Here is a 17,347-nt window from a genome sequence, read left to right as displayed (position 1 = left end):
ACATACGGTATTTCTCCGCGTGTTTGCCCACGCTCCTGTCTGTGTCAGAGTGCCACATTTGAGATAATGTTTATTAACTATGTTCCAGCCACCAACGAAGTGAGGAATCCGTGACGGCATCTGATAACGAACATCAACCTCCTCAGCCTCCCCGTCGCGCGGGAGCAGACCAGAAAAAGAAAAAGCGGCGCTATCCGGGTCCTTTGGGTATTACCATCGCGGTGGTCATAGTCTTGATTATGGCGTTTGTGTATGCCACACAGGTGTATACGGATTGGCTATGGTTCAATCAGCTTGGTTTTGGCAGCGTCTTCACCACCGAAATCTTGCTTCAGAGCTCTATCTTTGTGGTAACCGCGCTCGTCGTAGCGGTACCGTTCTGGGCTTCGATGTCTTATGCCATCAAACATGCTGACCACGATGATTCTCAGGCGAAGAAAGACGCCAAAAACGCGGATAAATCTGAGGAACAGGCTCGTCACGAGACCTCTAAAGCTGGTCCGCATGAGCGCCATACGACTGAGCATGAGCATACGGAAGCCGAAGACCTTCTGCGTGACATGTTTGGCGGGCGTGATTTCACCGATAGTATGGCGCGGTACCGCCGGGGTATGGAGCGCATCCGCAAGATTCTCTTGGTGATTCTTCCAATTGCTTTAGGCTTCTTCATTGGGAGTGCCGGAATTAGCCAGTGGCAAACCGTGGCGCTTTTCTTGAACCGCCAGGACTTCGGCGTTCAAGACCCCGAATTTGGGTTGGATGTTGGATTCTTCGTTTTCACTCTTCCGTTCCTCAATCTGGTGGTTAATCTTTTGACCGCTGTTATCGTGCTCTGCGCTATTGGCGGTGCTATTATGCACTACTTCTACGGTGGTATTAAGGTTCGCCCGGGCGGTGTAGGAACTTCCGCCGCGTTCCGCCGTCATGCTGCGGTTTTGGCATGCGCCTTCCTTCTGGTGCGCGGTGCTGCATTCTGGCTGGAGCGGTACACCGCAGTTCAGCAGCAGTCGGGGCGCTGGGCCGGTGCTATGTACACCGATACGAACGCTATTATTCCTGTACGCTCTATTTTGGCGATTTCCGCAGTTCTGGTGGCTGTGTTGTTCTTGGCTACGGCTTCCGCGCATCGTTGGCGTTTGCCTCTAGTGGGAACTGCGATGCTGGTGGTTGTAGCTCTCGTCGCTGGCGGGCTGTACCCCTGGATCGTACAGCGTTTCCAGGTTGTGCCGAATGAACAGGCTGCACAGTCGCAGTTTATCCAACGCAATATTGACGCCACACGGTATGCTTATGGCCTTGATAAAGTAGAGACTACTCCTTATGACGCCACGATCGATACTCGTCAAGGCGCTTTGGGGAACTCTAGTGAGACTATTGCGAACATCCGTCTTTTGGACCCGAACGTGGTAAGCTCAGCATTCGCGCAGATGCAGCAGTTCCGTCCATACTATCGGTTCGACTCGAATCTCTCGGTGGACCGCTATTCCGTAGACAATAAGACTCAGGACACAGTGATTGCCGCCCGTGAGCTGAATCCTTCCCAGACTTCGGATGATTCCTGGTATAACCGCCACGTGGTGTACACCCACGGGTACGGCGTGATTGCGGCTTACGGTAACCAGGTTGATGGTGCGGGTAACCCCAAATTCATGCAGTCCGGTATTAAGGCGAACGGTGTTATTTCTGAAAACTATGAGCCTCGTATTTACTTCGGTATGAGCTCTCCGCAGTATTCCATTGTGGGTGGCAGCGGCGATCAGCTGGAACTCGACCGTCCGCAGTCCGCCGATGAAACGAATTCTTCGGATGCAAAATACACGTTCAACGGCAACGGTGGTCCCCGGTTGGATTCCACGCTGAACCGTCTCTCTTATGCGATTAAGTTCCAGTCATCCGATATTTTGCTTTCGGATGCGGTTCGTGATGGTTCGCAGATCCTGTACGAACGTAACCCGGTAGATCGCGTCCAGAAGGCTGCGCCGTACTTGAAGGTGGATTCCAAGGCATACCCCGCTATTATCAATAACCGGGTGCAGTGGATTGTGGATGCTTATACGACCACAAACCAGTTCCCGTATGCGCAGGGTGTAAGCCAGGAGAATAATCAGAATCCGCGCACGAACTCGATGAACTACATTCGCAACTCGGTGAAAGCCACCGTGGATGCCTATGATGGTTCGGTCACCCTTTATGCATGGGATGAAAATGATCCTATTTTGAAGGCATGGCAGGGCGTATTCCCCGGAACCGTGAAGAGCTATAAAGAGATGAGCGCCGAGCTTCTTAACCATGTGCGCTACCCCTCGGATATGTTTACTATTCAGCGCTCGATGCTGAATAAGTATCATGTGACGAACTCGAACAGCCTCTACGCGGGCGATGACGTATGGTCGATTCCAAACGATCCTACGAATGATAGCGGTCGCCAGATTCCACCTTATTACCTCTCGCTTCAGATGCCTGGGGATAGGAAGGCTCATTTCTCGCTGACGTCAACCTTTATTCCGCAGCAGAGTGATTCAAACTCGCGTAACGTGATGTACGGATTCCTCGCTGCAAATGGTGACGCCGGTACCGGCAAGGACGGCGAACGCAGCGCGGATTACGGTAAGCTGCGATTGCTCGAACTGCCGCGTTCATCGGTGGTTCCGGGACCTGGCCAGGCACAGAATATCTTCAACTCTGATGCTGAGGTCTCAAACCAGCTGAACCTCCTGCGGCGCGGGTCCTCCGAGGTCATTAACGGCAATATGCTTACTCTGCCGGTGGCGGGCGGCATCCTGTATGTTCAGCCGGTCTACGTGCAGTCTAGCGGCGACGCACGGTATCCGCGTTTGCAGCGCGTGTTGGTTAGCTTCGGTGACAAAGTTGGGTTTGCTCCCACGCTGGAAGAAGCACTCAACCAGGTCTTCAACGGTTCTTCCGGTGCCAAGATAGATGCTCAGTCGGGACCGTCAGGAGCCGGCACTGAAGGCAATGGGGAGAAGACGTCTGGATCATCGTCCAGCTCTTCTGGAGCCTCTGGCTCAGACCAGTCCGCTAGCCTGAAACAGCATCTGGCGGATGCATCCAAGGCTATGCAGGATTCGGATGCCGCTCTCAAGAAGGGCGATTGGGCAGCGTACGGCGAGGCTCAGAAGCGTCTGAATGATTCTCTACAGAAGGCTATTGAAGCCGAAAATAAACAGCAGCAGGATCAGAAACAGGGCGGCGATCAACAGGGAAATGAGCAACAGCCGAGTGGTTCATCCTCAGCATCGCAGAGTCCTTCTGGGGAATCTACCTCTAAATAAGATGTAGTAGTACTTGCGGTCTGACGGTCATAGCGGGGCGTCATCACATCCGGGTGGCGCCCCGCTTCGTCATCTTAAATTATTGATTCGGGCCGTCTATGAGAGCAGTAAGGGGTGTTCAGACATCCAGTTTTGAGTTTTTCTGTGGTGTTTATCTCAGCAGATAGCTTCAAGTTGAGATGTTGCAGAGCGGTATGTATAGTTGTATGAGTCGCCGCGGGGTGGAGCAGTTCGGTAGCTCGCCGGGCTCATAACCCGGAGGTCGCAGGTTCAAATCCTGCCCCCGCAACGGAATACTCCCGAAGTCATAACTATGACTTCGGGAGTTTTTTCACATCATTGATTTAATGTGCTGTGCCTAGCTATAGCTGTAACTACCAGAAGAAACGTGCGAACCAAATGATGATTTCTGAGCTTCCACAACCAAAATGACTCATGGGTGTATTGCGAGAATACTCATGCAGCTCAAAGCTCCGTATAGTTTCCAGCGGACTATAAATTAAAGTGCGTGAGCAACCCCTCCACATGTTCAACCTTACGAGGATCAAAGATCAATGACTGATCGGTATTTAGCGTTTTAACTGAAGCTATATCTTCGGCGCTCAACTCAAAATCGAAGATATCAAAATTTTGCTCCATACGTTCCCGTCGCACACTTTTCGGAATAGCAACTATCCCTTCCTGCATCTGCCATCGCAGAATTACTTGGGCAGGAGACTTACCGTATTTTTCTCCAATTTCTACAAGTATTGGGTTATTGAAAATATCATTAGCACCTTCGGCAAAGGGTGCCCATGCCTGTGGCTGAATACTTTTCCCCTTCATATAGGAGATTTCATCAACACGCTGGTGGAACGGGTTAATCTCAATCTGATTAACGGCCGGTGTGACCTCGCTGAAGTGTGAAATATCGGCTATACGCACCGAATCGAAATTGCTCACACCAATTGCGCGCACGTGACCTGCCTGATAGAGCTCTTCTAGTGCTCGCCATGCGCCGAAATAGTTATTCAAAGGTAGATGGATAAGATACAGGTCGAGATAGTCTACTCCTAGCCTCTGGCGCGACTCATCAAACCCTCGCTTGGCGCCCTCATAAGAGTAATCTGGCACCCACAGTTTAGAGGTTACGAAGATATCCTCACGATCAAGACCACTTGCCTTGATAGCTGCTCCGACTGCCTGCTCGTTTTGGTAGCCAGCAGCCGTATCAATCAGACGGTATCCTACCTCCAATGCCTCGGACACAACGCGCTCGCATTCAGTGGGATCATCAATGTATAAAACGCCGAGCCCAAGCTGAGGCATCTTCACGCCATTATTGAGAGTTACGTACTGCATGTATCCTCCTCAGGTAGTTGAAATATAGATGGCATCACAGCTGGTTAGTCCTTAATGTTACGAACCTCCTGCTAGCAAGTTGCGACAGCTGTGAAGTGCTATCTGTAGTGTCACTCTAAGCCTTCGAGTAGACTCTAAAGCAATACCTCCACAGAATGAGATAGCTTACATTTCCGAAACCGGATACAGCGCTGAGATAAAAGGCATACTTGTCCATATCTAAGTTTGGGATTAGTGTAAAGCCTTTCTACCCTATTTCCATTTCATGTAGTCGCGGGCGTACCTGGTATTCCGTCGCTTTAGAACGCCCTGTAGCAACAGGGGGGAGGCAGCATGAACCCTAGAACTTTTCTTTATACAAGAACAGAACGTAGGCGGATGCCGTTTAAAGGTGAAGCTGATACTTTTCTTTCTTTAATCGCATAAGATAAACATGCCGAGGCTATTTATTAATATATGGTTATATATGTCGAGGGTAAATCGCTAAATATTTTGAATCATCGTAGAGTAATAGATATGACTTCTTCTGAGTCCATTTAGTACGTGCAAATAAGCTGTTCCATCGGAGGAATGGCGCATGGAACGTGTGGTTTTTAGAATTGGTCTTATCTTATTCACCCAGCCACAATTTTTTTGAGGATGTGTTCACCGATGAATACTCGTATCCCTGTTTTGTCTCGTCGTGCCCTTATGAGCACTTTAAGCATTTCTGGGTTTGCTGTGTTGTTATCTGCCTGTGGGGAGGGATCGAAGCCTGCTGGAGTGGCTACTGAGAGTTCTCGTTCTTCTAGTGCGGAAAGTGCTGGTGCTTCCAGTTCTGTGTCTGTTTCTTCAAGTGAGAATCCGTCGCCGTCGTCGAGTGTGTCGCTGCATTATTCGGGGAATTCGAAAGCTCCGGAGGGGGAGTATCGCCCAGCGGATTTTTATGGTCCTGCGCAGAATGTTCCGAAGCCCAAGACGGAGGAGGGGTATACGAATGCTTCGTTAGAAGGGATGCGTAAGACGGTGCAAGCGTGGACGGAGTGGCGTAATTATGGCATGCAAACTGGAGATTATAGCGAGGCCAAAAAATTTATTAGCAAGGATTTTAAAGACGAACGGGATACTTACGATCTCAATACTGGACTGTATAAAGAGGGTGGGTGGATGATCGGCGGAGATTTAAGAAAATATGAGTTTCACGGTGAACCCATCAACCAGGGTAACGGTAAGTATGAGTGGAAGTTCTTTGTCGCTTGGCCGTATTACGTCTATGTTGACTCGGATGGGAAAACATATAAGAAAATTCGCAATGAAGATTATGAGAATAACTGGTTCATGATGACTCTTCATCATGACGGCAACCGATGGCTCATTGATAATGTTCATTCCCTGGCTATAGAAAAGAAGTAATTCCCTTGAACTCTCTAAAAACCAAAATATTTTCTGGGTTTCTCTCGGCAACACTTGTGAGTGCATCCCTGTCCCATGTTCCTGCGGCTTTTTCTATAACTTGTAATAATGACACTCGCTCTTTTCAATGTCTAGATCAGACTGGAGGTGACCTTTGGGACCAGGGAAGCTCCCATGTGCCCAAACATGCTAATAATGACGAGCGTGAAACAAGTTCAAGTCAGGCTGGTAACGTTGAGGACGCTGAGGCTTATAGGAGGTGGTATGGGGAGCATCATCATGGTGAGTTCGGGTTTACCCAGGATAAGAATGGTACTGATAAGTCGTTCGGGTTTGATGTCGCTAACGACGGCTCGTACTGTCTTAGTCGTGATGGGCAGGCTGGTACGTTTGAGAAAGCCCCAAAGACCGGGCGTGCTATCCCGGATATGATCAATGAGCTCTATGGAAACAAATGCACCCTGAACGACCCGGAAGCAGCACAGCAGGCCCAGGGTGAGTATGAGCGGATTATCACCGAGATGCACACCCATTTGCTGGAGTTGATCCCGGCACATCCGCACCTGATCTTGGATAGTGCGCATCCACCACACACGAGTAAGAGTGAGGAAACAAATTTCTACACCACTCTAGAAGGCAGCAGTAATATTTTTGAGGGGGATTTACCGATTGGACGCACCAGGATTCGGGCGGTACCGGTGGCGTACCGGTATGAGTATGGAGACGGGCAGGAGCTGAGAACCCATCAACCCGGTACACCCCGAAGCAGCAGCAGTACCACCACCACTTCCTCCTCTTCGGGGGTGAAGGAGACGTCGACGAGTTATGCGTATCCGCAGGTGGGGAATTTTCATGCCTACGTCACGGTGACGTATGCGGGTCAGTACAGTATTGATGGTGGGTCGTGGCAGTTTTTCGGAACCGAGGTGTCTCGTGTTAGTGAGCCGGTGCTGGTGCGGGTGTGGGAGTCTGAGGTGCATTCGGTGGGCAAGACCTGTACTGAAGACCCGGAAGCGAAGGGGTGCCCACAACACCCTGAGGAGCCTGATGTTGGGAATCCGAATCCGCAGTTGCGTAAGGTGGATGTGTATACGGGTCAGCGGTGGCATTTGGATGATGTGGGGGTGGGGGATAGTGAGGGTCGGTTGCACCCGACCTGGCCCAACATGTAAAACCCAGAAGTTCACGAACAGAATAAATATCTTTCCGTGAGCTTCTGGGCGAACCCTTCAGGGCGTCCCAGAGGTAGATTCTCTATAACCATGTGACCATTGTCGCAATGGTATAAGAATAAAAGCAGGACGCCTTTACTTTAACAATCTATTGAGAATTAGAAAAAGCTACAAACCGCGATATAGTGCGATTCTGCTGTGGCGGTAGGTGCACATTGTCTCTCATGTATATTCTTGCCAAGCGGCAATTTTTAAGAACCTCTTGATCGGCATACCATACCGAAAATTTCACCTATGTTTTTATTTAATATTATTTAACTGGTAATTTAACTCTATTGAACGCTTTACTCCGCTATTGCAAACTTCGTAAGGCTCCTAAATCTGAGGGGACTAATCTCAAATCCCAGCAGAGTATCACTGCTCCGTAGGCGGAATTAGTCCTGCCGGAGTCTATCACTCACAACACAAACATAGCGGCTGAATTCAGCGCACATTATTCAGCACATAGCGACAAGAAAATCGAGAACCGAGGACTATCTATGACCCGCATCAGAAAGATGCGTGCCGGAACCCTGGCCGCACTCACCGTACCCGCTATTGTGGGCGCTACCCTTACTGCACCCGCCCATGCAACCGTCGCATCCGGCACATACCGCAGCTACACCGCCCCGAACGGCCTTAACTCTCAGTACCACGTGTATGCAAACGGGATCGACTGGTCAAAACCCGTGGGCGTAGTCTTCTACATTGACGGCGACTATTGGCGTAACGACCAGTCTAAGATTCACAGCCCCGAGCAGGGTATGCTCCCCGCTATGGGCCGTATCGCAAATGCCCGCAACATGGTTTTTGTACCCGTTGTGTCTCCAGATAAAAATGCATCCGGTAACGGCATTACCTGGTGGGAAAACCTTGACGCCAACGGCGACTATTTCCGCTCCTTTGCGCAGCAATTTATTTCGAGTAACGGAATCGACCCCTCACAGGTGTGGACGATGGGTTATTCCGGAGGCGCCGAGTTTATCACCTATGAACTGAACGCGGATCGTCAGGGCACATGGCGCTCTGGCGGCGGTTCTATCCTCGTTGCGGGCGGCGGTTATGAGCGCATGCAGACCGAGGCACCGCAGAACATTAAGAACCAGCCTATGTACTGGTGGGTCGGCGCCGCCGATACTTCTGGTACAACGAACCCTCCAACGTGGAGCGCCCGAGGTGCTGTTGAACAGGGCTACGCTGCGTACCGCAACAGCGGCTTTACCAATACCCAGATGAAACTGATCCCAGGTTTTAGCCACCAAGATTATGACCTGCCACTCATCATGGCGCAATCCCTAGATGCAGGCGGTCATCGTTTTGGTGCGGGGTACAGCGACCTTCCGACCACGAATCCGTTCTACACAGAGATTAGTTGGAACTCGGATCGCCGTATTATGACCGGTTTTGCTGATCGCACTTTCCGTCCGTATAACTCTGTGAATCGCGCCCAGGTGGCAACGTATCTCTACCGTCTTGCGGGTAGCCCCGCCGTGGACCTTCCCGCGACTTCTCCGTTCCCAGATGTTACGCCGAACCACCCGGCATATAAGGAAATCGTGTGGCTTAAACAGCAGGGAATTACGACCGGATGGTCCGATGGTACCTTCCGCCCACATGATGCTATCAGCCGCGAGGCACTGGCGGCGTTTTTCTACCGTTTCAACGGTTCTCCCGCATATGCACCGGGTGCACAGCAGTTTGCTGATGTAAACCCCTCTACCATGTTCTATAAGGAAATCTCATGGATGGCAGATCAGGGTATTACTACTGGTTGGCCTGACGGTACTTTCCGACCTGGCGAAGCTACCTCACGTGAGGCTATGGCAGCGTTCCTGTACCGTGCCTCTAAGCTTTAGAATCAGGTTTTCAGTGTAGAACGTAAAGCGCAGATGCTCCCCAACCTAAGGTTGGGGAGCATCTGCGTAATCTAGCAGCCGATCAGGCTAAGACTATGCGTTCTTGTTTTTGAGAGCCGCAAGACGCGCATCAAGTTCAGACTGACGACCAAGCTCTTCAAGGTCATTGAACTGAGCGTCCAGGGAGGAAGCTGCAAGTTCCTGCTGACCCTGCACGCGAGCCTCTTCGCGGCGAACCTTCTCTTCAAAGCGTGAGACCTCGCTCGTGGGGTCCATAACATCGAATGCCTTGAGTGCATCATTCACCTGAGACTGAGCGGCAGCGGTCTTCTGGCGGGCGTTAAGCTCATCGCGCTTGGACTTAAGCTCATCCAGTTTTGCACGCATCTTGGTGAGACCGTCTTTGAGCTGCTCAACCACCTGGGTCTGCGATGCGATCTGCGGTTCTGCGGCCTTTGCCTCACGTTCAGCCTGCATCTGCTTGCCCAGAGCAATTTTTGCGAGATTATCGAACTTATCCGCGTTAGCGGTGTCGCCTGCAGCACGGAACTCATCGGCTTTATTGGAGGCGGCCAGAGCCTTAGAACCCCACTCATCGGCGTCGCGCAGGTCTTCTGCATGATCCTGCTCCAGAAGACGCAGGTTACCAATAGTCTGAGCCACAGCTGCTTCTGCTTCTACAATGTTATTTGTATAGTCACGAACCATCTGATCTAACATTTTCTGCGGGTCTTCTGCCGCATCAATGAGGGCGTTAATATTAGCCTTTGCTAGCTGTGCGATACGACCGAAAATGGACTGTTTTACCATGTTATTTCCTTTTCTTTCACGCGGCACCGGGAAGGAGCTTATTCGCACGTACAGCGCCGCAACTTTTCTTATTATCGTGGGTCAGCCTGAAAAATTACTGGGAAAATATCGCCTATAAGGTGACGAGTACAAGAACATGAGGTTAACGAGAGCCCTAACACGTTTCTGGTGCTTATATTCTTGAACGTTAGAAGCTGCCGCCGTCTCCACCGCCGAAGTCGCCGCCACCGCCTCCGAAATCCCAGCCTCCACCGGAGTCACCGCCGCCCCAGTGATGACCGGTGGATGCTGAAGCAGAGTGTGAGCCCATCGCGCTAAAAATAGCACCTAAGAGCATGCCTTGCGCTAGGGAATCGCCGCCGTAGCTTTGACCATAACGGTTATCGTCCCAGTAATTGTTGACATCCTGATTTGCGGAGTTCTGCGCATCGCTCGCCAAAGAAATAGCTTCATATGCCCTGTTGAGCGAATTTACCGGATCGGACTCCCGCAAACGGTGTGCATCGTTCAGGGCGGTTTGCGCCTCAGACAGATAGGTACGAGCTTGTGAACCGACACCGCGCCGACGGTTGTTAATGAAGTCCGATGCGCTGCGTACCTGAGCCTCTGCAGAACGTAAGGTACGAGACAGACTTTCTTTAGCCGCCTGCTCACGCTCACGGTCGGCGCGAAGCGATGACATGGAACGATTCAGCTCGCTTGTGAGCTGATGCAGTTGTTCCGTGAGGGCAATAGGATCATTCGGGCGTTCTTGTGCCTGTTGTGAAACCTGCCCAAGAATAGCCTCCATACCGGCTGCCGTCGCGGCGAGTTCGGCACGGTTCTGAGACTCCGCGAGACTCTTAGCCTCAGCCACGTCACGTTGAATACTCAGAATATCGGTACTAAGACTGGATTGTGCAGATTCTAAGGCTGATGCGTGATTGCTGACTGCTTCTGCCAGTGAGGTAATCTGAGCCGCAGACTCTTCGGCGTTGCGCAGGTGTACAACAGCTTCGGACCGGGAAGTATCCACTAGACGAGATGCCTCCTGAAGCTCCTGAGTCACCAGGCGTTGGTGTGAATCCAGCAGAGCTGCAGATTTACTGACCGGTTCCAACGCACTCGGCAAGTACTGGTCTTTGAGTTGCGCGTATGTATGCTGCGCGGTTTCGACTATCTGCTGAAGTTCCGGTATACGCCCCTGGAGCCTAGCAATAGCCTGGGGAGCTTCGTGCTCAAGATTGCGCATTTCAGAGAGCTTCTGCGCCTGATCTCGGGAAATATCAGAAATCTCCTGAGAATTATCGATAATTTCGCTCAACCAAGCGCGCTGTTCCGCAACGGTGTCCGGAACATCATCATTGAGAAGTTTCTGGCGATGGAATGATGCCTGCATGAGCTCTTGGGCGCGCGTTAGTTCCTCTTCAAAAGGCTTGACGTGTTCATTACCGTATTGGGCGCGGGCAAATTCAAGTTCCTGCTTTGACTGCACCATAGAGTTATCTGCCTGAACAAGTGCGGCACCGGCGCGGGTGCGCAGTTCCTCCAACGAAACTTCAGGTACTTTAGATGTTGAGTATGCAGGCGTACTTCCCGGCTCGTTTTTGGAGCGACGGCGTTTCATAATGTAGTACCCAGCGCCCGCTACACCCGCTACGCCTATAGCGCCGCCACCTATAGCGACAGCGGGGCTAATGCCCTCTTTTTGAGCATTAATACCGTTGACCGCCTCAAGAGCTGCACCTTTGTAATCCCCGCTTTGCAGTTTTGGCTTGATGTATTTTTGGTACACCTCCGACTGCTGATCAGAACTGAGTGCCTTATTACTCCCAGCGGCGAAGTAAGCACGGCGGCTTTCTGTCGCTATGACAAGAATGGCATCCGCATTACCGTAGCTGTTCTTTTTTGCTGTCTCTTCAGTCCACGCTTTAGCCTCTTCAGGGCTCTCAAACTTATCAATAGTCAGCACATGCAGATCAATATTGTGGTTTTTAGAGAGTTCGCTGATTTTAGAGTTAAGTTCTGAGGTATCGCCCAAGACATTGGTCGTGTCTTGTACTCTACCTGTGATAGTCATGGGAGTTTGGGCTTGCGCGGTACTGATACCGGGCGTCAAGAACGAAGAGCCCGCCACCGGTAGCGCGACGGAAAGCATAGTGGTGCCAAAAGCTAAAGCACCTACGCTGAGGGCACGTCGGATGCGCCGAGAACCAAACGGACGGTCAGCATTCGTGATATTACTCAAAGGAAGACTCCCATTCTTTCGCATATGCCGCGCAGTGATTATCCACGGCGTGGGAGGAATAAACCCACACGTACTTCCATCTTACCGGTCACCAACCTGTCATGAGCTGTAGTCATCACAGAGCGTACATATCTGAAGAAATTCCGGGCTAATTCTCAGGGTATGGTCGTCGACTGTTTACTCCAGGAGTACCGCTTTTGTTCACGATGCGGTACTCATTGGATGAATAATATTGGCTAATTCAGATCGTAGCCGCGGTTCTTCATATATTCCGTATCCGTCACCATATGGTGCCCGGGACGATTCGGCATTTGATACTGCTGAGGAACTTGTACCTGCGAAGGATCGCGGAGCGGCAGGTCGTTCTGCCATTTTTGTAATTCTGCCGTTTTTCGACGGTTTTTACGTACGATGCGGATGATGAGGACAGGAATTCCAAGCAGAATAAACAGGATAAAAACCAACACGCCTGCGGCAACAAGAAAATTTTCGAACCAGCCATCGGTTTCGGAAATATCGCTTAGCCCTTGGGGGATATTGCCGTCATTGCTCGTGGAGTAGTCATGATCCCCGATAAAAATATCAGTGAACATGCGCCCGGCGGTACCGTAAAGACCATGATCCGCGATAACACGCTTGATACTGCTGTTTTGGGAGCCCGAATTATCTTTAACGTACAGGGCGTGTGCCCATGCATCGCTCATAAAACTCTGGTCATTGCTGATAATAGTGCCTTGATTCTTAGACGTATCGATAAGCAAAACTACTGTGCGTGGGCGAGCATGGTTGAGACTCAGGAATTCTTGACCCCACTCCTTGAGCGGTTTGCCATTGGTCCCGGAGACCAACACCATATAGGCTTCTACCGAGTGAAGGGCATTACTGGTACTCAAACCTTCGGTGAGCTCGTCTTCAAGCCCATCCGATAGGGCATTAAGAGTTCCGTCCCGGTCAATAATAGGGGTTTGTGGATTTAGCGTGACCTCGAAAGGTGCTTGAGCGTGGGCCGCCGTCGGGTAAGCAATGAAACTAGCGCCGATACCTGCTAATGCGCATACGAAAGACAGCATGAGGGCAACCACAGTACGGGGCAGAGGTCTTTGAGGTAAATGGGGTCTAGATGTGGCACCATAAAAATTTTGGGAGACAGTGTTTCGGCGATGAATAGTCATACCAATAAACATACCCTGTTTTAGACCGGCTTAAGGGAATTTTTCTGAAGAAATATCACCTTGCGATATGACTCAGCTGCACCACGAGTTGTTAGAGACTCTACGAAGCTTAAGAAAAGGTGACCGTTACCCCACTTAGTAGACGGCACCTCTTAGCTTGTATTACGAGCTTTCGTCGTTGGTGCGTGTAATACTAAGATCTTCGTGATTTTTATAAGCTGGTCGCCGAGCTAAGTTGCTGCTCAAACGCAGAAGAACAAGACTGAGCACGTGCCAAACGACGATGCACTATGCCTGCACAGCACGCTACCAGACCGGTACCTAAGCCAAGAATAACGGCCAGCACGGTACAAATAATGAGTGCTGTCAGCATGTTTGTTCCTTTCTTGATGCGATCTCGTTAAACCTTAGAGCCCGTCTTTAAGCGTAGGCTGTGAAATTGACTCTGGAAGGCTGTACCTCTTGAAATATGTTTGTGGAGTTACCCCGGAATTTGAGGGTTCTCAGCAAACTCCCAGGAAATTCCGGGTGCAACCTCAGAGAAAACGGAGGTATAAAACAAGAACTGCGTTTACAGTAGAAAAAGACGCGTGCCTGTTGGCGCTGTCGCCAATATGGTTATTTAGATATCACCTAAGATTTATTGAGAGCCCCTCAAGGAGAGACCACAATGACCCAATACCCTGGTGGCTGGAACCAAGATTCTGGCGCTAACGGTTATAACGATGCAACCCGTCCGATGCAGCAGTCTGCACCCGGATCCTATGCTCAACAGGACTACCAGAATACGGGTTATCAACAGCAGGGCTACCAGCAAAATTACCAAACTTCCGGGTATCAACAGAGTTCCCAGAACCCCCAGAATGGATATCAGAACCAGTACTCCGGGGAGGGGAAGAATCCTCAGCAAGAACCCAAGAAGAAATATGGAACCGGTGTCGTACTTACCGCTGCTTTGCTTGCAGCCCTTGTGGGCGGCGGCGTAGGTGCTGGTGTTGGAGGCGGTATTGCCGCATCTACAAGCAGCAATAGTTCATCCGTCACCGGCAGAAATGCTGGAGGCAGCGCAACAAATCCCACAGTCGTAACCGATACAGCTAAGAAGGTGCTTCCTTCGACCGTCACTGTAGGATCAAAGCTGACCGACGGCAACGGCGTTGGTACAGGTGAAGTTCTCGATAACCAGGGACATATTCTCACCAATAATCACGTAGTCTCTACAAACGGTACTCAGCAGTCCTCTAGAGTCGAGGTGCGTTTGCATGACGGAAGTATTCGTGTGGCAAAGATCGTGGGTACCGATGTAACCTCGGATCTTGCGGTCATTAAGATTGACCCCAGTGGGCTAGACCTTAAACCCATTACCTTTGGCGACTCCTCGAAAGTTGTTCCTGGCGAAACCGTGGTGGCGCTTGGTTCGCCACATAACCTGCAGGATACCGTGACTGCGGGCGTTATCTCTAACACCGACCGTGCCGCAGAAGCAGAAAAAGACGGTGTATACATTCCCATGATTCAGACCGATGCGCCAGTGAACCACGGTAACTCGGGTGGTCCTTTGGTGAACTCCAGCGGGGCGCTCGTGGGCATCAACTCTCAGATCGAGTCTGAAGGCGGCGGTAATGAGGGTATCGCGTACGCCATTCCCTCGAACTACGCTAAGCGCATTTCTGACGAAATTATTAGCAAAGGCAAAGCAACCCATGGGTACCTAGGCGCGAATATTGAAAGTGCCCCTGGGCAGACCAACGAGGGAGAATCTCGGTTCTTCCCGGATGGTGTGCGGGTCACCAATATCTCTAGCGGAAGCCCTGCAGAAAAGGCTGGTCTGCAGAAGGGAGATGTTATCGTCGAGGCGGATGGCCACCGCATCGAACAGAGTAAGACCCTCAACGGCGTGGTGCGTGCACAAGCAGCAGGTGCCACAGTGGATATGAAGATTAAACGGGGGTCAGAGACGAAGAACATCAAGGTGACGCTCGGCGACGCCGATAATCAGCATTAACAGAGCTATAAAACAGCCTGAGGCGGCGTTTCACATGAAGAAACGCCGCCTCTCCTTTGTCTGCTGTGTTCAGGAATATACCGCTCTCATATCCGGGTTTCCCTGACTGAAGATTTCACGGCAAGGTAGAATATAGCCAAACCTAACTAAACCCCACAGACGCGCCGCACACACATGAGGCGCAGGAGGATGAGCGTGAGCGAAAACGCATATCGCATCGCCGTACTTACCAAGTACGTGCCAGACACCCAATTTGAACAAAAACTTGACGATACTTTGCGGGTAGACCGCAGCGAATCAGTGATGAGTGAGCTTGACGAATACGCTGTAGAAGCCGCCATGCAGATCGTCGAAGCGGAAGATACCGATGCGGAGAATTCTGCAGTTATCGCCTTTACGTTAGGCGCAGCAGATGCCTCTAAGGGGCTGCGCCGTGCGCTACAGCTGGGTGCACACGAAGGCGTACACATTCTCGACGATGCTTTCGCAGGGGCTGATGCTCTGGCGACCTCACGCATCATAGCCGCTGCGCTCTCCACCTATGAGCAGGAACACGGCACCTTCGACCTGATTCTGACGGGCATGGCATCAACCGAAGGTGAGACTTCATTGGTGCCCGTTCAGGTGAGCGAACTTTTGGGGCGCACCGGAATCTCTCAGGTAGCGTCGCTGAGCGTTGAAGGCAGAACTGTTAGGGCACGCCGGGACCTGGATGCTCGCTCACAGCATTGTGAAACTGAATTGCCAGCTTTGATTTCTGTGACCGATCAAGTGAACACTCCGCGATACCCCAACTTTAAGGCGCTGATGGCAGCAAAAAAGAAGCCTATTACGACCGTGAACGCAGCGGATATTGCGGATGAGCTTGTTAAGTTCGGCGGCAACGCATCGGCCGTTACCGTGATCGAAGCGCAGGCGCGGGAAGAACGCACCGCAGGTGAAACCATCGTGGATGAAGGCGACGGCGGCATACAGCTGGTCGAATTCTTGGCATCCCGAAACCTCATTTAACCAGTACAGGAGATAACGATGACGACTGCATACCGTGTGCTGGTTATAGGCGGCACAACGAATTTTGCGACCGAACCTAGCAGTGTGGACCGAGAACTTTTAGCGTTGGCACGACTGCGCGCTGGTGTTGGACAGGGCGGAACTCAACTGGGAGTATTGACATTTGCCCAAGGCTCCGCCGATATCGCACAGTTTTACGCTGAACAGGGCGCGGCACGTGTCTTTGCCCCAGCGCAATCCATGACAGATGCTTTGCCTGCTGCCCGAGTGGAACTCGCCGTACAGGCTATTACTGAGTTTGGTCCTGATGTGGTTCTTGCCCCGCATGATATTGACGCGATTGAGCTTCTGGGGCGCGTGGCCGTACGCCTCGGGAAGTCTGAGGCGGGATCTCGTCCCGTAGGCGTTGTGACGGGCGCTCATGACGTGGATGATGCGCTCAATATTCGTAAGAATGTTTTGGCGGGTGAGTACGACAGCACCGTGCGGGTTGAAGGTCTGCCGCTGGTAACCCTACGCCCCAACTCGGTAGATACGGCGGCGGCGCCCGTTGCGATGGGGGAGGGCGTACTCACCACCTATACTCTGCCCGAGTATGATACGGTGCGCATCACCGAAATAACCAAGAAGCCTACATCTGCTCGCTCCAACCTTGAAGAAGCAGCTATCGTTGTAGCTGCTGGCCGCGGTATCGGCGGAAATTTAGCCCCCATTGAGGACCTGGCGGATGCGCTCGGTGCTGCGATCGGCTCGACCCGCGCCGTCACAGACGCAGGATGGCTGGATCACTCTACTCAGATTGGGCAAACCGGCAAGAGCGTTTCTCCCGAACTATACGTTTCCGTGGGTATTTCGGGGGCTCTTCAACAGAAGGTCGGCATGGATACTTCAAAGACTATTGTCGCCATCAACAAGGATGCGGACGCGCCCATATTCGAGATTGCCGACTTTGGCGTCATTGGGGATCTTTTCACTGTCATACCGCAGGCTGTTGAAGAAATTATGAGGCGCCGCAACGCATAGTTTCTA

The 17,347-nt window shown here is 51.5% G+C and carries 12 protein-coding genes and 1 tRNA gene; 8 read left to right on the top strand and 5 right to left on the bottom strand.

The window, feature by feature from the left end:
* The first annotated feature begins 110 nt into the window (after positions 1 to 110).
* Entirely contained in the window at positions 111 to 3,293 is a 3,183-nt protein-coding gene (locus HMPREF2958_RS06140) for a UPF0182 family membrane protein (protein WP_070697314.1), read from the top strand.
* A gap of 215 nt (positions 3,294 to 3,508) precedes the next feature.
* Positions 3,509 to 3,582: transfer RNA gene (locus HMPREF2958_RS06135), tRNA-Met, on the top strand.
* Positions 3,583 to 3,785: 203 nt separating this feature from the next.
* Here the strand turns inward: HMPREF2958_RS06135 and HMPREF2958_RS06130 are convergent.
* Positions 3,786 to 4,634 (bottom strand): aldo/keto reductase, encoded by an 849-nt coding sequence (locus HMPREF2958_RS06130; RefSeq protein ID WP_070697312.1) that lies wholly within the window; start codon positions 4,632 to 4,634, stop codon positions 3,786 to 3,788.
* A 651-nt stretch (positions 4,635 to 5,285) separates the two neighbouring features.
* Here HMPREF2958_RS06130 and HMPREF2958_RS06125 point away from each other — a divergent pair.
* The 3 genes from HMPREF2958_RS06125 (at position 5,286) to HMPREF2958_RS06115 (ending at position 9,093) form a co-directional block, all read left to right on the top strand.
* Positions 5,286 to 6,026, top strand: a complete 741-nt coding sequence (locus HMPREF2958_RS06125; RefSeq protein ID WP_070697310.1) for a DUF6318 family protein — start codon at positions 5,286 to 5,288, stop codon at positions 6,024 to 6,026.
* A gap of 176 nt (positions 6,027 to 6,202) precedes the next feature.
* Positions 6,203 to 7,198, top strand: coding sequence for a hypothetical protein (locus HMPREF2958_RS06120; RefSeq protein WP_070697308.1), 996 nt, complete (start codon positions 6,203 to 6,205; stop codon positions 7,196 to 7,198).
* 539 nt (positions 7,199 to 7,737) lie between these two features.
* Entirely contained in the window at positions 7,738 to 9,093 is a 1,356-nt protein-coding gene (locus HMPREF2958_RS06115; RefSeq protein WP_070697306.1) for an S-layer homology domain-containing protein, read from the top strand.
* A 93-nt stretch (positions 9,094 to 9,186) separates the two neighbouring features.
* On the opposite strand, the gene HMPREF2958_RS06110 is transcribed toward HMPREF2958_RS06115, so the two are convergent.
* From HMPREF2958_RS06110 to HMPREF2958_RS11005, 4 genes are all read right to left on the bottom strand, one after another.
* Positions 9,187 to 9,903 (bottom strand): PspA/IM30 family protein, encoded by a 717-nt coding sequence (locus HMPREF2958_RS06110; protein ID WP_013397437.1) that lies wholly within the window; start codon positions 9,901 to 9,903, stop codon positions 9,187 to 9,189.
* A 187-nt stretch (positions 9,904 to 10,090) separates the two neighbouring features.
* Entirely contained in the window at positions 10,091 to 12,130 is a 2,040-nt protein-coding gene (locus HMPREF2958_RS06105) for a TPM domain-containing protein (protein ID WP_070697305.1), read from the bottom strand.
* A 236-nt stretch (positions 12,131 to 12,366) separates the two neighbouring features.
* Positions 12,367 to 13,302 (bottom strand): hypothetical protein, encoded by a 936-nt coding sequence (locus tag HMPREF2958_RS06100; RefSeq protein ID WP_246828059.1) that lies wholly within the window; start codon positions 13,300 to 13,302, stop codon positions 12,367 to 12,369.
* 211 nt (positions 13,303 to 13,513) lie between these two features.
* On the bottom strand, positions 13,514 to 13,675 hold the full coding sequence (locus tag HMPREF2958_RS11005; protein WP_168162157.1) for a hypothetical protein: 162 nt from the start codon (positions 13,673 to 13,675) through the stop codon (positions 13,514 to 13,516).
* Positions 13,676 to 13,972: 297 nt separating this feature from the next.
* Between HMPREF2958_RS11005 and HMPREF2958_RS06095 the strand changes: the two genes are divergently transcribed.
* From HMPREF2958_RS06095 to HMPREF2958_RS06085, 3 genes are all read left to right on the top strand, one after another.
* Positions 13,973 to 15,307, top strand: coding sequence for a S1C family serine protease (locus HMPREF2958_RS06095; RefSeq protein ID WP_070627956.1), 1,335 nt, complete (start codon positions 13,973 to 13,975; stop codon positions 15,305 to 15,307).
* 189 nt (positions 15,308 to 15,496) lie between these two features.
* Complete coding sequence (locus HMPREF2958_RS06090) at positions 15,497 to 16,318, top strand: electron transfer flavoprotein subunit beta/FixA family protein (protein ID WP_070697301.1); 822 nt, start codon at positions 15,497 to 15,499, stop codon at positions 16,316 to 16,318.
* An 18-nt stretch (positions 16,319 to 16,336) separates the two neighbouring features.
* Positions 16,337 to 17,341 carry an electron transfer flavoprotein subunit alpha/FixB family protein gene (locus HMPREF2958_RS06085; protein WP_070697299.1) on the top strand — a complete coding sequence of 335 codons (1,005 nt, stop codon included), beginning with the start codon at positions 16,337 to 16,339 and terminating at the stop codon, positions 17,339 to 17,341.
* Positions 17,342 to 17,347: the final 6 nt, after the last annotated feature.

The sequence above is a fragment of the Rothia sp. HMSC036D11 genome (genome assembly GCF_001814205.1).
Lineage (GTDB): Bacteria > Actinomycetota > Actinomycetes > Actinomycetales > Micrococcaceae > Rothia > Rothia dentocariosa.
The sequence above is the reverse complement of the archived record's forward strand: the minus strand, read 5'-3'. Positions and strand labels throughout refer to the sequence as shown.

Excerpts from the sequence above, each read along its gene's own strand:
- HMPREF2958_RS06130 (WP_070697312.1), bottom strand. The coding sequence starts at position 4,634 with ATGCAGTACGTAACTCTCAATAATGGCGTGAAGATGCCTCAGCTTGGG.
- HMPREF2958_RS06125 (WP_070697310.1), top strand. The coding sequence starts at position 5,286 with ATGAATACTCGTATCCCTGTTTTGTCTCGTCGTGCCCTTATGAGCACT.
- HMPREF2958_RS06115 (WP_070697306.1), top strand. The coding sequence starts at position 7,738 with ATGACCCGCATCAGAAAGATGCGTGCCGGAACCCTGGCCGCACTCACC.
- HMPREF2958_RS06110 (WP_013397437.1), bottom strand. The coding sequence starts at position 9,903 with ATGGTAAAACAGTCCATTTTCGGTCGTATCGCACAGCTAGCAAAGGCT.
- HMPREF2958_RS06100 (WP_246828059.1), bottom strand. The coding sequence starts at position 13,302 with ATGACTATTCATCGCCGAAACACTGTCTCCCAAAATTTTTATGGTGCC.
- HMPREF2958_RS11005 (WP_168162157.1), bottom strand. The coding sequence starts at position 13,675 with ATGCTGACAGCACTCATTATTTGTACCGTGCTGGCCGTTATTCTTGGC.
- HMPREF2958_RS06095 (WP_070627956.1), top strand. The coding sequence starts at position 13,973 with ATGACCCAATACCCTGGTGGCTGGAACCAAGATTCTGGCGCTAACGGT.
- HMPREF2958_RS06090 (WP_070697301.1), top strand. The coding sequence starts at position 15,497 with ATGAGCGTGAGCGAAAACGCATATCGCATCGCCGTACTTACCAAGTAC.
- HMPREF2958_RS06085 (WP_070697299.1), top strand. The coding sequence starts at position 16,337 with ATGACGACTGCATACCGTGTGCTGGTTATAGGCGGCACAACGAATTTT.